Annotated in this window: 14 protein-coding genes and 1 pseudogene; 12 read left to right on the forward strand and 3 right to left on the reverse strand. The window is 60.1% G+C overall.

The window, feature by feature from the left end:
- Positions 1-51: 51 nt before the first annotated feature.
- The 7 genes from ruvB (at position 52) to NQ050_RS08835 (ending at position 9,588) form a co-directional block, all read left to right on the forward strand.
- Positions 52-1,176, forward strand: a complete 1,125-nt coding sequence (gene ruvB / locus NQ050_RS08805; protein ID WP_257038925.1) for a Holliday junction branch migration DNA helicase RuvB — start codon at positions 52-54, stop codon at positions 1,174-1,176.
- A 44-nt stretch (positions 1,177-1,220) separates the two neighbouring features.
- Complete coding sequence (gene yajC, locus NQ050_RS08810; protein ID WP_257038926.1) at positions 1,221-1,556, forward strand: preprotein translocase subunit YajC; 336 nt, start codon at positions 1,221-1,223, stop codon at positions 1,554-1,556.
- A 429-nt stretch (positions 1,557-1,985) separates the two neighbouring features.
- Complete coding sequence (secD, locus tag NQ050_RS08815; protein WP_373456409.1) at positions 1,986-3,776, forward strand: protein translocase subunit SecD; 1,791 nt, start codon at positions 1,986-1,988, stop codon at positions 3,774-3,776.
- A gap of 10 nt (positions 3,777-3,786) precedes the next feature.
- On the forward strand, positions 3,787-4,908 hold the full coding sequence (secF, locus tag NQ050_RS08820; protein ID WP_257038928.1) for a protein translocase subunit SecF: 1,122 nt from the start codon (positions 3,787-3,789) through the stop codon (positions 4,906-4,908).
- 250 nt (positions 4,909-5,158) lie between these two features.
- Positions 5,159-6,697 carry an ABC transporter substrate-binding protein gene (locus NQ050_RS08825; protein ID WP_257038929.1) on the forward strand — a complete coding sequence of 513 codons (1,539 nt, stop codon included), beginning with the start codon at positions 5,159-5,161 and terminating at the stop codon, positions 6,695-6,697.
- A gap of 7 nt (positions 6,698-6,704) precedes the next feature.
- The gene (locus tag NQ050_RS08830) at positions 6,705-7,241 is read left to right on the forward strand and encodes an adenine phosphoribosyltransferase (protein ID WP_257038930.1); all 537 of its coding nucleotides are present in this window, start codon (positions 6,705-6,707) and stop codon (positions 7,239-7,241) included.
- Between the two features lie 64 nt (positions 7,242-7,305).
- Positions 7,306-9,588, forward strand: coding sequence for a bifunctional (p)ppGpp synthetase/guanosine-3',5'-bis(diphosphate) 3'-pyrophosphohydrolase (locus NQ050_RS08835; protein WP_257038931.1), 2,283 nt, complete (start codon positions 7,306-7,308; stop codon positions 9,586-9,588).
- 82 nt (positions 9,589-9,670) lie between these two features.
- On the opposite strand, the gene NQ050_RS08840 is transcribed toward NQ050_RS08835, so the two are convergent.
- Entirely contained in the window at positions 9,671-10,528 is an 858-nt protein-coding gene (locus NQ050_RS08840) for a peptidylprolyl isomerase (RefSeq protein WP_257038932.1), read from the reverse strand.
- Positions 10,529-10,678: 150 nt separating this feature from the next.
- On the opposite strand from NQ050_RS08840, the gene tpx reads away from it, so the two are divergent.
- From tpx to hisS, 3 genes are read left to right on the forward strand one after another with little or no spacing between them, the layout of a single operon-like run.
- Complete coding sequence (gene tpx, locus NQ050_RS08845; RefSeq protein WP_257038933.1) at positions 10,679-11,176, forward strand: thiol peroxidase; 498 nt, start codon at positions 10,679-10,681, stop codon at positions 11,174-11,176.
- Positions 11,177-11,190: 14 nt separating this feature from the next.
- Entirely contained in the window at positions 11,191-11,856 is a 666-nt protein-coding gene (locus tag NQ050_RS08850) for an MBL fold metallo-hydrolase (RefSeq protein ID WP_373456410.1), read from the forward strand.
- Between the two features lie 59 nt (positions 11,857-11,915).
- Positions 11,916-13,178: a histidine--tRNA ligase gene (gene hisS / locus NQ050_RS08855; protein WP_257038936.1), complete on the forward strand. Its 1,263-nt coding sequence runs from the start codon at positions 11,916-11,918 to the stop codon at positions 13,176-13,178.
- 6 nt (positions 13,179-13,184) lie between these two features.
- Here hisS and NQ050_RS08860 read toward each other — a convergent pair whose 3' ends face one another.
- Both NQ050_RS08860 and NQ050_RS08865 read right to left on the reverse strand, forming a co-directional pair.
- Positions 13,185-14,570, reverse strand: a complete 1,386-nt coding sequence (locus tag NQ050_RS08860) for an L-serine ammonia-lyase (protein WP_257038937.1) — start codon at positions 14,568-14,570, stop codon at positions 13,185-13,187.
- Between the two features lie 10 nt (positions 14,571-14,580).
- Positions 14,581-15,219: a TetR family transcriptional regulator gene (locus NQ050_RS08865; protein WP_257038938.1), complete on the reverse strand. Its 639-nt coding sequence runs from the start codon at positions 15,217-15,219 to the stop codon at positions 14,581-14,583.
- 286 nt (positions 15,220-15,505) lie between these two features.
- Here NQ050_RS08865 and NQ050_RS08870 point away from each other — a divergent pair, with 286 nt between their 5' ends.
- Positions 15,506-16,243, forward strand: coding sequence for a hypothetical protein (locus NQ050_RS08870; protein WP_257038939.1), 738 nt, complete (start codon positions 15,506-15,508; stop codon positions 16,241-16,243).
- Positions 16,240-18,177: pseudogene (locus tag NQ050_RS08880) on the forward strand (YhgE/Pip family protein). Before NQ050_RS08870 ends, NQ050_RS08880 begins: the two are co-directional and overlap by 4 nt.
- The last annotated feature ends 17 nt before the right edge of the window (positions 18,178-18,194 follow it).

Raw genomic sequence — 18,194 nt, forward strand, 5'->3', positions numbered from 1 at the left:
GGTGTGCATGTTCGCGGAAGCGGAATTGTTTGAGCCATACAGGAGGCAGCGTTGAGCAACGTAGAAAAAACTGAGTTCCGCCTGCCTGAGCACCTGCGTGGCCAAAGTGGTAGCCAAAGTGGTGGCGGTGCTGGTACCGGTCAGGGCACGCCTTTGGGCCAAAACGATGCTATTTCCCCGAACCTACAGCCGCCAGACCAGGATGCGGAGACCACGCTGCGCCCGCGTAGCCTGGAGGAGTTCATCGGGCAGCCGAAGGTCCGTGATCAGCTCAACCTGGTGCTCGCCGGGGCGAAGCAGCGTGGTGTGACGCCAGACCATGTGTTGCTCTCGGGGCCTCCGGGTCTGGGGAAGACTACGCTCGCGATGATTATTGCCTATGAGCTGGGCACGAGTTTGCGCATGACTTCGGGCCCAGCGCTGGAGCGTGCGGGTGATCTTGCGGCTATGCTTTCCAATCTCATGGAAGGCGACGTGCTGTTCATTGATGAGATCCACCGGATGTCCAGGCCGGCGGAGGAAATGCTCTATATGGCGATGGAGGATTTCCGCATTGATGTGATCGTCGGAAAGGGCCCCGGTGCCACCTCAATTCCGCTGGAGTTGGCTCCGTTTACCCTGGTAGGTGCGACCACCCGTTCGGGCATGCTCACCGGCCCCCTGCGTGACCGATTTGGCTTTACTGCGCAGATGGAGTTCTACAACACCGAGGATCTCACTGAGGTGGTCAGCCGTGCCGCCCGAATTTTGGGTGTGAGTATTGACCCTGATGCTGCCGTCGAAATTGCTTCACGCTCCCGTGGCACTCCGCGTATTGCCAACCGGTTGCTGCGCCGCGTGCGCGACTTTGCTGAAGTTCACGGCGGCGGCCACATCGACCTCGGTGCCGCCCGGGCGGCGCTCGTGGTCTTCGATGTGGATGAGATGGGCCTTGATCGCCTTGACCGGGCGGTTTTGGAAGTACTCATTAAAGGCCACGGTGGCGGACCCGTTGGTGTGAACACCTTGGCCGTTGCCGTGGGGGAGGAGCCTTCCACTGTGGCTGAAGTGTGCGAGCCGTACCTGGTTCGCGCTGGGATGATTGCCCGCACTCACCGTGGGCGCGTTGCCACGGCCGCCGCCTGGGAGCACCTGGGGCTCACGCCGCCAGAAGGGACCATCGGTACGTTGATCTAGGTGGCGGATGCGGCTTCACGTCTTAACTGGCACACTGGTGAGCTATGGAAAGTATCTTTTTGCTCGTCATCCTGCTGGCCGTGTTGGTCTTGCCCTCCTTCTTGTTGCAGCGCCGCCAGAAGCGCCGCCTTGATGAGATTCGCGCCATTCAAGAAAGCGTGGCCCCAGGCGACAAGATTGTGACCACCGCCGGCCTGCACGCAACCGTACTGGCGGTCACTGGGGAAACCGTTACATTGGAGATCTCGCCCGGTGTGGTGTCTACCTGGGAGAAGTTCGCAGTGGTGCAAAACCTTTCACGCGCCAACGGCTCCGTGGCGGCAGCGGAAGAAGCACAGCCAGTAGAAGGCCGCCATCCAGAAAACAACGATCAGCCGTAACATAAGCCTCTGGGCCGAGCATGATGATCGGCCCAACCTTGGAGGCTCACAAATCAGCACGGAACTGCGATCTAGGCGATCATGGTGCCGTGCTTTTTGTTGCTCATTTCCTTTGCACTCCTGTCCGGTGATGGCTTTTCACCGGAATACTTTTCACTGGGCTGAGCAAAAGTAGCAAGAGTGCGGGCGTCATGAAGACTGTGTGAGTTCACGAGCTTTGAGCTTCATGCCGTACCATGTGCTTTTGTGTGTTTTTCCGCGCCGTCTTGCAATGGAGCAAGGAGCGAAAATAGCGTTTGTGGCGCGGGTACATCCCTGCAGGATTTCCCTGCGGGACATGTTGTTCATTTGTAAGGAGAAACTGCATTGTCTTCGAAGCCGAAGAATGCGAGTTCACAGTGGAAGGGCTGGCCAAAAAGGGCATTAGCCCTGTTTTTCGCCATTCTGGCGCTGGTGTATGCGCTCGTCTTGCTCACAGGTGACCGCAGTCTCACCCCGCGCCTGGGTATTGATCTCCAAGGTGGCACAAGGGTGACGCTCGTTCCCCAGGGGCAGAACCCAACTGAGGAGCAGCTCGCGCAAGCCCGCCTGATCCTGGAGAACCGTGTCAATGGCATGGGTGTCTCCGGCGCCGACGTGGTGGTAGACGGCAACACGCTGGTGATCACCGTCCCAGGTGAAGATACTTCTCAGGCCCGAGCGCTCGGCCAAACTTCCCAGTTGCTCTTCCGTCCGGTTTCCGCTCCCGGGCAGGCTGACCTCACCAACCTCATGGATGAGCTGGAATCCATGGCAAACCGCTGGGTCGAGGTGGGCGCTCTGACGCCCGACGAGGCCAACGCTGCCCTCACCCTCACCACCACCCAGCTCAACTCGGCAAACGGCACCACCGACGAAGCCCCAACCGTCAGTGCCAAGGCCCCCACGGAACCACGCAACTCCATTGAGGCTGAGGAACTGCGCACCAAACGCTTGGAGGTGCTCAAGGAAGATCGGCAGTCTACCGACGGCACCACCCAGATCGCAGCCACATCGCTGATGCAGTGCACTTCCGATCAGCCCGACCCATTGCAGGGTACCGATGATCCTCGTCTGCCGCTGGTCACCTGTGACCCTTCGATGGGGCAGAGCTATGTACTCGCCCCAGCGCCGCTGCTGCTCGGCCAAACCGATGAGGAAAACGGCACCCGATTGACGGGCAATGAAATTGATTCCAATCGCCCGATTACCGGTGGCCTCAACCCAACCACCGGCCAGATGGAGATTAGCTTCTCTTTCAAGTCTGACGGCGGAGACCAGGGCGCTGCTACCTGGGCAGACCTCACCACCACCTACCTGGGGCAGCAGATTGCGATCACCCTCGACTCTCAGGTGATCTCCGCGCCTGTTATCCAGGCGGCAACTCCCGTGGGCTCGGCAACCTCGATCACGGGTGACTTCACCCAAACTGAGGCCCAAGAGCTGGCCAACAACCTGAAGTACGGTGCGCTGCCACTCAGCTTTGCTGGTGAAAATGGCGAGTCCGGTGGTACCACCACCACGGTTCCCGCCTCCCTGGGTATCGCCTCCCTGGAAGCGGGCCTCATCGCCGGCCTGGTGGGCTTCATCTTGGTAGCCGTGTTCTCTCTGGTGAACTACCGCTTCTTCGGCGTGATCTCGCTCGTGTCTCTGGTGCTATCCTTCGCGCTGGTGTACGGCATGATTGTGCTGCTTGGCCGCGCGATTGGCTACTCGCTAGACCTCGCGGGTATCGCTGGTTTAATCATCGGTATCGGCACCACCGCAGACTCCTTCGTGGTGCTCTACGAACGCATCAAGGATGAAGTGCGTGACGGCAGAACCTTCCGTTCGGCGGTGCCGCGTGGATGGGATCGAGCAAAGCAAACCATCGTGACCGGTAATGCTGTCACCCTGATTGGTGCAGTGATCATCTACTTCCTGGCAGTTGGTGACGTCAAGGGATTTGCTTTCACCCTGGGCATCACCACCGTTTTTGACCTTGTTGTGACCTTCCTGGTCACCGCACCACTGGTGGTGCTTGCCTCCAGGAAGCCATGGACTGCAAAGCCAAGCGCAAATGGTATGGGTCGAGTGTTCAAACTGGCTCAGGAGCGCCGGGCAGCGCGCGAGGTAGCTACCGCTGCGGCAGCTACAACCAGCGCGCCAAGCAACGCACACCCAGCAACCATCGTAAGCACCAACGTAAGCACAGAAAACTAGGAGTAACGCAATGAGCAAGAAAGGTTTTCTGGAAAATCTCTACACCGGTGCCGGTGGCATTGACTTCGTATCTCGCCGCCGCACCTGGTACTGGGCTACCGCCGCAATCATGGCGGTGTGCATTCTGGGTATTGTGATTCGTGGCTTCACGCTGGGCATTGACTTTGTGGGTGGCACCAAGCTGAACATGCCCGCTGCAAATCTGGAAACCACAGCGGTTGCCCAAACCTTTGAGGAAGCAACCGGTGTGGTCCCCGAGCAGGTGCAGATTGTGGGTTCCGGCGATACCCGAGTGCTGGAAATCAACTCTGAGCGGTTGAGCGAGGATCAGATCGCCCAGGCCCGGCAAGCGCTCTACGAGGAGTACCAGCCACTCGACGTCAATGGGGAGCCAAGCCCAGACGCCGTGGGTGATTCAACTGTGTCCGAGTCCTGGGGTTCCACCATTACTCAGCGCATGTTGATCTCCATGGCGGTCTTCCTTGCGGCGGTGTTCGTCTACATCACGGTGCGCCTCGAGCGAGAGATGGCCATTGCGGCAATTGCTGCGTTGGTCGTGGACATCGTGGTCATCGGCGGCATCTACGCGATCTTTGGCCTTGAGGTCACCCCAGCAACCGTGATCGGTCTGCTCACGGTTCTGGCCTTCTCCCTCTATGACACAGTGATTGTGTTTGATAAGGTCCGCGAAAACACCGCGGGCTATTTGGGCAATCTCAGAACAACCTATGCCCAACATGCCAACCTTGCGGTAAACCAGACCGTGATGCGTTCCATCTCCACTACCGTGATCTCTGCATTGCCAATCGTGGCACTCATGGTGATCGCGGTGTGGCTCATGGGGGTGGGTACGCTGAAGGACCTCGCGGTGATCCAGCTCATCGGCGTGATCGAAGGCACCTTGTCTTCCGTGCTGTTGGCCACCCCAATGCTGGTCAGCTTGAAGAACCGCACCAAGGAAACCCGTGAGCACAATGCAAAGGTTGCGGCGGCGCTTGCTGGGGAGGCACAGCCTGTGCAGGAAACCGCATCCCAAACGGTGAAGCGTTCCGTGGTGTCGCCTGCCACCCGCACGGTGAATTCAACCGGAGAGACTGCCGGCGCATCCTGGCGCCCTGACCGTCCGTCTTAGGCCACGCGGTCCTAGAACCGGTTCACAGCTCAGCCGGAGCTGTTGCCCCGATCCTTACTCTTGGGATTGGGGCTTTTTCTTAATGGCGGCTTATAATTTCTGCAGGCTGTGTGCGGTATCCCCGCACCGTGTTTCTGCCTGTCTCGCTAAACCACTGGAGGTAGTGTTGCCCTTTACCCATGGGAAGAAGCGCGCTCATGCGCTATGCGCCGTAACGGTAGCGGTGGGCGTGTTTGCAACTGCTTGTGGGATGGGCTCCCAACAGGAGCAAGCACAAAAGACGGACCACTTCACCTACGTCAGCGATAGCGCCCTAAGTACCACCAACGCGGGAACCAATGAGGGGTCAGCGAGTAACGCCCAGGTAATCGCCGGGCGCTTGTACCCAGGGACCTATGTGTTGGGGCCCAAAGGGCAGTTGATCCCCAACACTGACTTAGCGGAAACCAGCGTGCTTCCCGCAAGCGAGCCGCAGGTGGTCTATCGCATCAACCCTGAGGCCAAATACTCAGATGGTCAGCCAGTGACCTGCGATTCTTTTCTCTTGGCGGTCACCGCAGGGAAGCATCCGCAGTTGTTTGATGCCCACTTGCCCATGATGGAACAGATCAGCCGCGTGGAATGTCCAGCGGGCACGCGTACCGCTACCGTTACCTTCAAACCCGGTTTCGGTGAGCGCTGGCGCCAACTGTTCGGCCCTGGTGTGCTGCTGCCTACGCACGCTGTGGCGGCCAAACTCGGGATGAGCTTGGAAGAGCTCAACACCACGCTGAAGTCCGGTGATGAAGCCGTGCTCGAGCCAATCGCTCAGGTGTGGCGCGAGGGCTTCAACCTGACTTCCTTCGACCCGCAACTTCAGGTTTCCTACGGCCCGTTCAAGATTGTGTCCGTGGGGGAGCAGGGTGAAGTGGTACTGGAAAGGAATGACCTTTTCAACGGCGGTGCTGCACCTCTGAGTCACGTCGAAATGTGGCCTCGCACGGCAGACTTGAAGGCGCTGCGCGAGTCCGGTGACCTACGGGTGGTGGATACGGAATCCGCGGTGGACCTTTCTTGGTTGGACCGGGATAATCCAGAGAATCCTTTTGCCGTTGAGCTCATCTCCGGCATCCTCACCGAGCAGTTAGTCCTCGGGTCATCCGGGCTGTTCTATGACGAGGAGGCGCGCCGACAGTTCGCCGCATGTGTAGACCAACACACTGTGGCCGCGGAATCCTCCCGCATTTCGGGCGTCAAGGTGGAGCCCCTCTTTGCCCGCACGGTGCGCAGCGGCGATCCAGCGGTGGCACAAATGGGTGACATCATCGAGCCGCACCGCCACACAAACATGGACTACGCCAGGGGTCTCGCAGGACAAACCGTGAGGATCGGCTATGAGGCTCCCGACGCACGCAAGGCAGCCATGGTGGAGGCGATCCGGGTGTCCTGCGAGCAGGCGGGAATCACGGTGGTGGACGTTTCTGAGCAAGCCCACACCTTTGGTGATTTGAGCCGCACGTACATCTCCGAATGGGGGTACGAAACCTATGCTGAGGGCAGCGCAGATGCGATTTTGCAGGCGATTGACCCTATGGCAGAATTCCCAGAAATTGCTACTCCCAGCACAAACTTGGAAGCCGCGCGAAATGCAGAGCGGGATTCCTGGCAGCGAGTGAACACCATCCCACTGGCTGCCCAGCCCCGTGTCTATGTGACGCACCGCGCCGTAGGTAACGTTGTGAGTAATACAGATCTTTCCGGCATCGGTTGGAACATGGGCCGCTGGCGTGACGCAACAGAAAGTGAGTAGGCCAAGGATGTACCAGAGCGCACAGGAAGCAATCGCTGCACGTACGCGATTCGTCCCTGATTTTCCGGAGGCAGGTGTGGTTTTTGAGGACCTCACACCCGTGCTCGCGGACCCCGCCGCGTTTCGGCTCGTGGTGGATGCGCTGTGCGCGTCGTTAGAGCCCTACTCCCCGGATTTGATCGGTGGTCTGGATGCGCGCGGATTTTTGCTGGGCTCCGCGGTGGCGTACTGCTGTGACACTGGAATCCTTGCGATCCGCAAGAAGGGGAAGCTGCCGCCGCCAGTGCACACGCAGGAGTATGACCTGGAGTATGGCAGCGCCGCGCTCGAACTGCCTGCAGAAGGCCTGGAGTTGCAAGGCAAGCGTGTGGTGCTCGTTGATGATGTGCTGGCTACTGGCGGTACGTTGAATGCTGCGCGCCAGCTCATTGACGCGTGTGGCGGTGAAGTTGTGGCCTGCGCCGTGGTGCTGGAGGTCAAAGGCCTCGGTGGGCGGGAAAACCTTGAGGGGATCCCGCTCGTGGTGGTCAATCAGCAACAGTAAAACAGTGGTGCGCGGTTGGGCACACTCCACACTGGTGTGAGGGATAGCGAGGGAAGGCCAAGAAATGACTGGTGAGAAGCGTCCAGCAAAGCAGAGCAATTCTGTGTTGAGCATGTCTGCAAGGCTTGCGCGCAGCCTGACCGGCAGCCGAGTACGCATTGACCCTGTGCTCGAACCGCTGCTCAGCATTCACCGGGAGTTTCACCCCAAGGCGAGCGCTGAGTTGTTGTCCCGCGCATACGCCACCGCCGAGCGCCTTCATGAGGGTGTGTTCCGGAAATCTGGGGAGCCGTACATCACCCACCCGCTGGCCGTGGCAACCATCGCTGCGGAGATCGGCATGGACACCACCACGTTGGTAGCCGCGCTGCTGCACGACACGGTGGAGGACACCGAATACTCGCTGGATGACCTCACCGAGGACTTCGGCGCGGAGGTTGCCCGCCTGGTGGACGGTGTAACCAAGCTGGACAAAGTGGCGCTCGGTGCTGCGGCTGAGGCGGAGACGATCCGCAAGATGATCGTGGCCATGGCCCAGGATCCCCGGGTTTTGGTAATCAAGGTTGCAGACCGCCTGCACAACATGCGCACCATGCGTTTCCTCCCGCCAGAGAAGCAGGCCAAGAAGGCTCGCCAGACGCTGGAGGTGATCGCGCCGCTGGCACACCGCCTCGGTATGGCAAACGTGAAGTGGGAGCTGGAGGATCTCTCCTTTGCCATCCTCTACCCAAAGAAGTACGAGGAAGTGGTGCGCCTGGTTGCAGACCGCGCGCCTTCCAGGGACCGCTACCTTAAAGAAATCACCTCGCAGCTTCAGGCGGCACTGAAAGAAAACCACATCGAGGCCGATGTCATGGGCCGACCAAAGCATTACTGGTCCATCTACCAAAAGATGATCGTGCGCGGCAAAGACTTTGATGAGATCTTTGACCTGGTGGGAATCCGCATCCTGGTGGACAATGTGAACAATTGTTACGCCGCGATCGGCGTTGTGCACTCCATGTTCAATGCGATGCCCGGCCGCTTCAAGGACTACATTTCCGCCCCGAAGTTCGGCGTGTATCAGTCTTTGCACACCACGGTGATGGGGGACGCCGGCAAGCCGCTGGAAGTCCAGGTGCGTACCCATGAGATGCACTACAACGCGGAGTTTGGCATCGCGGCGCACTGGCGCTACAAGGAAACCAAGGGCAACCATGGTTCTGAGCAGGCTGAAGTAGACCAGATGGCGTGGATGCGCCAACTGCTGGACTGGCAGAAGGAAGCTGCTGATCCGAACGAGTTCCTCGACTCTCTGCGCTACGACCTCACCTCACAGCAGATCTTTGTGTTCACCCCGAAGGGTGACGTAGTGAATCTGCCCGTGGATGCCACCCCATTGGACTTCGCCTACGCCGTGCACACCGAGGTGGGCCACCGCTGTATCGGCGCGAAGGTAAACGGCAAGCTCGTTGCCCTGGAATCCAAGTTGAAGTCTGGGGACAAGGTGGAGATCTTCACCTCCAAAGACCCCAACGCGGGCCCAAGCCGAGACTGGCAGGACTTCGTGGTGTCCCCGCGCGCAAAGGCGAAAATCCGCCAGTGGTTTGCCAAGGAGCGCCGCGAGGAATACTTGGAGGCGGGCCGCGATGCCCTGGCCGCTGAGGTGCAGCGCGGCGGGTTGCCCATGCACAGGCTGTTCACGGCGCAGTCCATGAAGGCCGTGGCAACCGAGCTGCACTACCCAGACATCGATGCGCTTTACACCGCCATTGGCTCCGGTTCGGTGTCTGCCCACCACGTGGCCTCGCGCCTCATGGCCGCCTTCGGTGATGCTGACGAAGCCGAAGACACCCTGGTTTCCCGCACACCGTTCAGCGAGTTGGTCAACAAGAAGGCCTTGACCTCTGATTCCAACGGGATTCTCGTGGAGGGCAGCCCAGACGTTATGGCAAAACTGGCCAAGTGCTGTATGCCTGTGCCTGGGGATGAGATCTTTGGGTTTGTCACCCGCGGCGGCGGCGTCTCGGTCCACCGCACGGACTGCACCAACTCGGAAAAGCTCAAGCAAGAGCCCGCGCGCCTCATCCAGGTTGCTTGGGCCGCAGAAGGCACGGGTAGCGCATTCGCCGCCACGCTGCAGCTCGAGGCACTCGACCGCGACGGCCTGCTCATGGAACTCACCAGGGTGGTCAATGAGCAGCGCGTGCAGGTTGTGGCCATGAACTCACACACTTCCGACGATCACGTTGCAACCGTACGGTTTACCTTCTCCGTATCTGACACCAAACAACTGGGCTCTCTCATGACCCAACTGCGCAACATTGAAGGGGTGTTTGACGTCTACCGTGTGACCAGCGGCGGATAATCCCACCCGAAGATGCCGGGAGCTTGAGAACGAGCAAAGCAAAAGGCGGTGCCCCTTAGTGGGGCACCGCCTCGTGTTGTTTCTAGCTTGCTACAGTTGCGCTTTCAATGCGCACTTCCTCGGCGGGTGCGCCGTCGGTAGCGCCGCCTTCCGCGCCTGCGGCAGCGATGGCATCGAGGGTAGCCAGGCCCTCCTCATCGATCTGACCGAAATAGGTGTAGTTCGGTGGGAGCGGGGAGTCCTGGTAGTTCAGGAAGAACTGGGATCCGTTGGTGTCCGCGCCCGCGTTCGCCATAGCGATGGTGCCGCGGCTGTAGATCACAGGAGTATTGGTGTCCGTTGCCTCATCAGTAGGGTACTCGTTTGCAAACTGGAAGCCTGGGCCGCCCGAGCCGGTGCCGGTTGGGTCACCGCACTGCAGTACGTAGATGCCGGAGGTGGTGAGGCGGTGGCACACGGTGTCATCGTAGTAGCCCTGTTCCACCAGGGACTCAATGGCGTTTACGGTGCAGGGGGAGACGCTGCGGTCCAGCTCCATGCCGATGGTGCCCTGGGAAGTCTCCAGGGTGATATCTACGGTGCCGGAGGTTGAGATGTTTGAGGTGGATGGCAGATCGGGTGCGTCGCCGCCGGTTTCCTCCTCGGTTGCGGTGTATTCACAGGTCACCGTGTTTGCCAGTGGGGTTTCACGGGTGAGCGCTAGCGGCTGGTATTCGGGGGTAGCCGCGGTGGATTCCGCGGCGGTCTCTGCAGCTTGGGTTTGCTCATCGTTATTGGTGTAGGTGGTGGCGTAGTAGATGCCACCTACGATTGCCAAGATGGCCACGGCTGCTGCCGCGATCACTCCGAGCGGCTTGGTTTTTTCTGCGCGATCACGCGATTTGATTTGCTTGTCAAGATCGCGCAGGCCTTCTTCGAGGCGCTCACTGTTTGCGCTCAAGATGCGTCTCCCATGAATCAAAGTGGTCAAGTATCAAAGCGCCATCTTAACCCACTAAAGCTGGGAAACCCTGATCGAGCCGTTTCAATCCTCCGCAGAATCCTGAGCAAAAGTGTGGCGCATCACGCTCAAAGCTCCTAGGCTTGGACCATGGCTAACACACATTTCAAAGGCGAAGAAGTTTCCACCTCCGGCGAGCTGCCAAAGGTAGGTGACGTACTTCCGGCATTCGACCTGGTAGGGCAGGACCTCGGCACCGTGGCGCAAGTAGATTTTGCGGGCTCTCGTTTGGTGCTCAACATCTTCCCAAGCATTGACACCGGCGTATGCGCTGCAAGCGTGCGCGAGTTCAACAAGCTCGCCGCATCCCTTGAGAACACAAAGGTCCTGGGCGTCTCTAAGGACCTGCCGTTTGCGCTGGGGCGTTTCTGCGCCGCTGAGGGTATTGAGAATGTGGTCACCGCTTCCGCATTCCGCTCCAGCTTTGGGCAGGACTACGGCTTGGACCTCGAGGGCTCCCCACTGAAGGGTCTGTTGGCTCGCGCCGTGATTGTGGCTGATGCCGACGGTACGATCACTCATGTTGAACTGGTGGAAGAGATCACTCAGGAGCCAGATTACGACGCCGCAATTGAGGCGCTGCGCTAACCATGGCGCTGCAGCTGAACATCACGGGTTTCGCGGCCGGGCCTTACCAGACCAATTGTTATGTGGTGAGTGCTGGTGCCGCGAACGCCGGCGCCAACACGTTGCCCAAAGCAACGGTGATTGACCCAGGCATGCACGCCCTCGGAAGAGTTGAGCAACTTCTGGAAGAACAAGGCGTAGAGCTTGGGCAGGTCCTGCTCACCCACGGGCACATCGACCACACCAGGGACGCCGCAGCGCTGGCGAACAAGTGGCGTGTGCCGTTGTGGATCCATGAGGAGGATGCCTTCATGCTGGCTGGGGGTGACGGCATAAGCGAACAGGCGAAAGTCCTGTTCGATGCACAGGAGCTGCCCCAGGCCCAGGACTTGCGCTTGTTGAACCACGGCCAAGAGGTAGCGATTGCCGGCCATACCTTCACAGTGGCGCATGCCCCAGGGCATTCCCCTGGCTCGGTGCTGTTCGTGGGGCAAGAGGTGGTCTTTTCCGGAGACGTGCTCTTTGCTGGTTCCATTGGACGCACGGACCTGCCGCACTCCAACCCAGCAGCGATGCACAGCAGCCTTGTGAACGTCGTTTTGCCTCTGAACGATGCACTGCAGGTGCTGCCGGGGCACGGTGGGGCAACGAGCATTCGGGCGGAGCGGCGCAGTAACCCCTTCCTCAACGGCTTTTGCTGATCTACACGCAGGCCGCGGGTGTGGATTAGTAGCGGGGCAAACGATTAAGGTGGGAGATCGTGAGCAAAGACAAGATTTCCGCACCCAAGGGCGTGCCAGACTACATCCCACCGGTATCTGCAGAGTTCATTGCTGTCCGCGATACGTTCGCCCATCAGGCACGGCTCGCGGGCTATGAGCACATTGAGCTGCCTGTCTTTGAGGAGACCGCCCTGTTTGCTCGCGGTGTGGGGGAGTCCACGGACGTGGTGAGCAAGGAAATGTACACCTTTGAGGATCGCGGTGGGCGTTCGGCCACGCTGCGCCCAGAGGGTACGGCTGGCGTGATGCGTGCGGTGATCGAACACAACCTGGACCGCGGGCAACTGCCGGTGAAGCTCAACTACTACGGCCCATTCTTCCGCTACGAGCGCCCCCAGGCAGGCCGTTACCGCCAGCTCCAGCAAGTGGGTGTTGAAGCGATTGGAGTGGATGACCCCGCCTTGGACGCCGAGGTGATCGCCCTCGCAGACCGCTGCTTCCGCTCCATCGGGCTCAACGGTTTCCGCCTGGAACTCACCAGCCTCGGCGACCACACCTGCCGGCCTCAGTACCGCGAGAAGCTGCAGGAGTTCTTGTTCAAGCTGCCCCTCGATGAGGAAACTCGCCGCCGCGCGGAGATCAACCCTTTGCGCGTGCTCGATGACAAGCGCGAGGAAGTACGCGAGATGACCGCCGACGCCCCGCTGATGATCGACCACCTCTCGGACCAGGCCCGCGAGCACTTTGAAACCGTCACCGGGCTGCTCGATGACCTAGGCGTGCAGTATGTCATCAACCCGCGCATGGTTCGCGGCTTGGATTACTACACCAAGACCACCTTCGAGTTCGTCCACGACGGCCTTGGCGCGCAGTCTGGCATCGGCGGCGGCGGCCGCTATGACGGCCTCATGGCCCAGCTCGGCGGCCAAGAACTCTCCGGAATCGGGTTCGGCCTGGGCGTGGACCGCGCGCTCCTGGCCCTCCAGGCGGAACAGCGCACCGTCACCGACGGCTCCAGGGTGGACGCGTTCGGCGTTGCCATGGGCGCCCCCGCCAAGGCAGCGATGGTGAAGCTTATCGACGCTCTCCGGGCGGCAGGCATCAGGGCGGACATGAGCTATGGGGATCGTGGGCTCAAAGGCGCGATGAAGGGCGCCGACCGTGCCGGGGCGCGCTTCGCGCTGGTGCTCGGTGACCGGGAGCTGGAGCAGCAGACCGTGATGCTCAAAGACCTGCGCAGCCACGAGCAGCAGGAAGTGAGCATCGATTCTTTGGTGCGCACTATCGCCGAGCAGCTCTAGCGCCCGCTAACATTCAGTAATACTCACAGGGAAACCGAGGTTGACGGCAAGGCCGCCAGTTGAGGTTTCCTTGTATTTTGTGAGCATGTCACGGCCAGTATCAGCCATGGTTTTCACCACATCATCCAAGCTCACCAGGTGCGTGCCGGTGCTGTGCTTGGAAAGCCGCGAGGCGTTGATGGATTTCACTGCGCCAATGGCGTTGCGCTCGATGCAGGGGATCTGGACGAGGCCACCAACGGGATCGCAGGTGAGCCCGAGGTTGTGCTCCAAGGCCACTTCTGCGGCGTGTTCCACCTGATGCGGGGTGCCGCCAGTGACCTGGCAGATTCCCGCCGCCGCCATTGCGCTGGCGGAGCCCACCTCACCCTGGCAACCCACCTCCGCGCCGGATATGGAGGCGTTTTCTTTGATGATGAGGCCCACTGCGCCCGCGGCGAGGAGGAAGTCTCTGTGGGTGGTGTGGGTGTATTCCGGGCGGAACTTCTTGGCAAAGTGCAACACCGCGGGAATGATGCCGGCAGCCCCGTTGGTGGGGGCGGTCACTACGGTGCCACCGGCGGCGTTTTCCTCGTTCACCGCCATTGCGTAGAGGTTGAGCCACTCCATGGCGCGCAGGGGATCGTCGGTACTTTTTGTTTCCCGTTCCACAAGCGCGGTGTAGATGCCCATTGCCCTTCTGCTCACGCCGAGGCCGCCGGGCAGGATGCCTTCGGTTTTCATGCCACGTGCAACGCATTGCTGCATGGTGTGCCAGATGGCGTCGAGGTGGGCAAAGACCTTGTTGGAGTCTCCGTGGATCGCTGTCTCGTTAGCGAGCATCACCTCGGGGATGGTGAGGCCTGTGCGCGTGCAGTGGGCCAGCAGTTCGGCGCCGGTGTGAAACGGGTAGGGAAGTGCCGCTTCTTGGTTTGCTTGGCTTGCAGCGCTGGCACTGCCGGCACTGCTGGATCGCTGGCCTATGGTTGTAGAGTCCTGCACAAACCCGCCGCCTACTGAGTAGTAGACCTCCCACACGCCATTAGGGCCGGCGAAGGTGATTGCGTTGGGGTGCTCGGGTAGCGCGGTGGTGTCAAAGTGGAGGCGGTAATCTACGGTGCCATTTGGCCCGGTGACGGTCCCGGAGGGGGCGATGGCCTCGCCGAATGCGGGAGCTGTGGTGGAGTCACAAGTAGTGGGGGTGTATCCGGCGAGGCCGAGGATTGCTGCGCGGTCGGAGCCATGACCCACGCCGGTGGCTGCTAGAGAGCCGTGCAGCGTAATTTCTACGGTTGATCTGAGTGCTTCCGGGAAGCGTTCCACCAAGTTGTTTGCCGCCCGCATGGGGCCTACGGTGTGGCTTGAGGAAGGGCCGATGCCGATGCTGAACAGATCACACACGCTGATGGTCATGGCACAAAGGTTAGTCCTTTGTGCGCATCACCGTGGGTACTACCGGAGTGGAAATACCAACCTTGCAGCCGGCTAGATAGATGGCGATCAAGGTATCACTGCTGGTGCGGGTGGATTCAAATTCTTCCAGTTGCGGGGGGCCGCACAGTGCCACGAGGCCATTGATGAAGTCCAGAACTTGCACGCTTTCGTGAATAAGACCAGCGGCGCGATAATGGATATCCAGTGTTCGAAGGCTTTCCACAATGCGTTCCCGGGATTCGCGGAACAGGTCTTCTTCATGTGCTTCGGGATCGAACACAGGGGAGAGGACGTCTGGGCCAAGAACGTTTGGGCCGAAGCTCGCAATCACATCAATGGTTTGGGCGATGGCCTTTTCTGCTGCCTCTGGATTCGATTCATCCACGGAATCCTGTGCTTCAAGCTCTGCGAGGATCTGCTCGAACTGGGTTGCGCACCCCTCCAACAGGAACGCCAGCGCAGCGTTGGTGAGATCCTGGCGGGTAGGGAAGTTGCGGTACAGGGTGGCGATTCCCACCTTGGCCGCAGCGGCCACTTCTTCGGCGGTGAAGCCGAATCGGTTGGTGATTACCGCCTTTGAGGCGGCTGCGAGGATCGCATTGCGGCGTCGGAGTGCGTCGGTACGCATGGTGGCCTTCTTCAAAGTGGAGTTAAGTTTATCAGTTGAGGTATCCTCAACCACATCAAATTCTAGTACCGCCTCGGAAGCGGAAAGAAATCAAAGACAAGGCTCACAAACGCCGCCCAAGCGCAGCTCCTCGCTGCATTGGGTGCGGCGTAATGTTGAGCCAAATTACTTCAAAACCAGGTGAAGCCGATGCAAGAAGACGCATCCACAAAAATCGACCCTGCCGCAGCCCAAGCGGCACACACAGACCACCCAACAAGAAGCGGCCGAAGCGCCCCATCCCATTTTGAACGCCACTGACGTCCAGTTTGCCTCCGGGTTCCACCTCAGTGAACTGGAGGTTCAGCGGGGCCTAACGGTACTGCATTGCCCCAGAGAAACCTCTGCCACCACGTTGGCGCTCACGCTCGCTGGGCGGATGAAGCCGAAATCCGGCCGCATTGAGTACCGTCCGAGCCACGGGAAGTTCACCTCGCTAGATGAGTTGCATCGTCACATCGCATTCAGTGGGGTGCCGGATATTGACTACGTGGAGCGCCTGGTTCCGGTGCGTTCCATTGTCCGCGAGCAAGTAGCGTGGATCAGCCCGTGGTACCGCCGCACCCCGAGCAATATCGATCACATCGAGCGTTATTGCACCGCCGCCGAGCGCATCGGATTCACGTTGAGCAATCAAGAGGCCAAGCACACTACTGTCGGTGAATTGGGTCCCCTCGAGCGCTTCAAGCTGCGTATCTGTCTGGCGTTGCTCGCCCGTCCTGAGGCTGAGCTGCTCATCGTCGATGACATTGATCAGCTCCGCAGTCTCCGCTTGCGTGCCGAGTTTCTGCAAGCCTTGCGCGGCCTAGGTGCTCCCGGCGAGGGGCAGGCCTTGGGTACGTCGGTACTTGCAATCGCCGTGAACGATGATGTGGATGGCATTGCCGACGCCACCATTCAAGTGGGTGAGGCGCTCAGTCGTGCCAGCGCTCAGGGGCCACTGCATTTGGTCCGGGAGCGTATTCAACAGGAGGTGGGGCAGTGAATCTGTTTCACATTGGTTCGGAGCTGCGCAGGTTCGGCCACGGGAAGCTGCCCCCGGTGGCGATTACGGTGATCATCTTGCTGCCGCTGCTGTTCGGCGGGTTGTTTGTGTGGAGTTATTGGGACCCAATCGGGCGGATTAACCAGTTGCCGGTGGCGATCGTGAACTCGGATCAAGGCACCACCGTTGACGGCAAGGAGCTCAACGCGGGTGACGAGGTGACCAAATCCCTGATTGCCAATACTCAGACGGACTTCATCGAGGTGACCCCTGAGCAGGCTCGCGAAGGCATTGCCGACGGCACCTATTAGTTTGCAGTGGAGCTGCCCACCGATTTCTCCATTGCCGCCACCAGCGCAAACAGTGACACGCCGCATCAGGCAAAGCTCAACGCGGTGTATAACAATGCCAATGGATTCCTGGCCACAATGCTGGGCAATCTGGTTGTTGGCCAGGTGCTGGCTACGGTCAATGAGCAAATTGGTACTCAGGTGGCCTCCCAATTGTTGGTGGGGTTCAACACTATCGGCGACGGTCTGCACACCGCTGGTGACGGCGCGCAGCAGCTCGCTGACGGCACCGCCACCGCGAACAACGGCGCGGGAGATCTTGTTGGCGGTGCCACACAGCTTTCCGACGGCCTCGGCCAGGCTGATAACGGTGCGCAGCAGCTCACCGATGGTGCCGAAAGGCTCGACGAAGGCATCAAAACCGCGCACCAAGGCGCGAACTCGCTTTCTGCAGGGCTGCAGCAACTCAACGCGGCAACGCAGCAACTCGGTGAGGGCGCAGGCCAAATTTCCCAGGGTGTGGATCAGCTCGTCGGTGTGGCAAACCGTGCCTCGCTGGCACAGGAGCAGCTCACCGTGCCGCTGATCAACCTCGCCGCGCAGCTGCGCTCCACCGGCATCCCCGTAGCCATTGAGCTGGCCAACATGGCCGACCAACTGGTCAACCAAATCCACACCCAGGGCCTGGGCCAGGGCAGCGAACTCATGACCCAACTGGGCAAACTCAGCGACGGCACCGGCCAATTGGCCTACCAATTGAGCAACCCCATCTCGGACTACCGTGACGGCATGCAGCAGGCCACCGACGGCGCAGAGCAGCTCTCCGCAGGCTCCCAGCAGCTCACGGTCGGCGCGGCGCAACTCAGCTCCGGTTTGGTGCAGCTCGACGAAGGTTCGGGGGAGCTCGCGCTCAAGCTCAACCAGAGCGCAGACCAGGTGCCCAACTTCTCCGAAAACACCCTGGAAGAAGCCGCCCGTAACGTGGCTGCACCCGTGTCCTTGAACTACGCCAAAGACACGATGTCCCTGTTTGGCTTTGGCCTTTCGCCAATGTTCATCTCACTGGGCCTGTTCATGGGTGCCACGGTGACGTTCATGGTGCTGCGGCCTTTGCAGCGGCGCGCAATTGATGCTGGAGCCTCGCCATTTCGGGCCGTGGTTGCGTCGTACTTGCCCGCGGCACTCATTGGCATCGCACAAGCAACCGTGATGGTGCTGGTGCAGCGCTTCGGTATTGGTTTGGAGGCGTACAACGAGGTGGGAGCGTGGCTCGCGATGTGTCTGGCCTCCATTACCTTCATGAGCATCACCCAGATGTTTAATTCAGTATTTGGCACCACCGTGGGCAGGGTGCTGTGTATCGCGTTTATGTCTTTGCAGATTGTTTCCTCCGGTGGCCTCTACCCGCCGGAGACGCAGCCCGCGCCGCTGCGCTGGTTCCACACCTACGACCCCATGACCTACACAGTGAACCTGTTGCGCCAGGTGCTCTACAACACGGATACCGCGCTTGATCCGCGCGGCCAGCAGGCCATCTTGATCCTTGTGGGAATCACCGTCCTGTGCCTAAGCATTTCCACCTTGGCGGGGCGCCGTGAACGCCAAATGAAGTTCAAGGACCTGCACCCGGAGGTGTCCGTGTAGGGGCAGCAGTTGGGGAG

The organism is Corynebacterium sp. 122RC1 (genome assembly GCF_024580955.1).
Taxonomy (GTDB): domain Bacteria; phylum Actinomycetota; class Actinomycetes; order Mycobacteriales; family Mycobacteriaceae; genus Corynebacterium; species Corynebacterium kozikiae.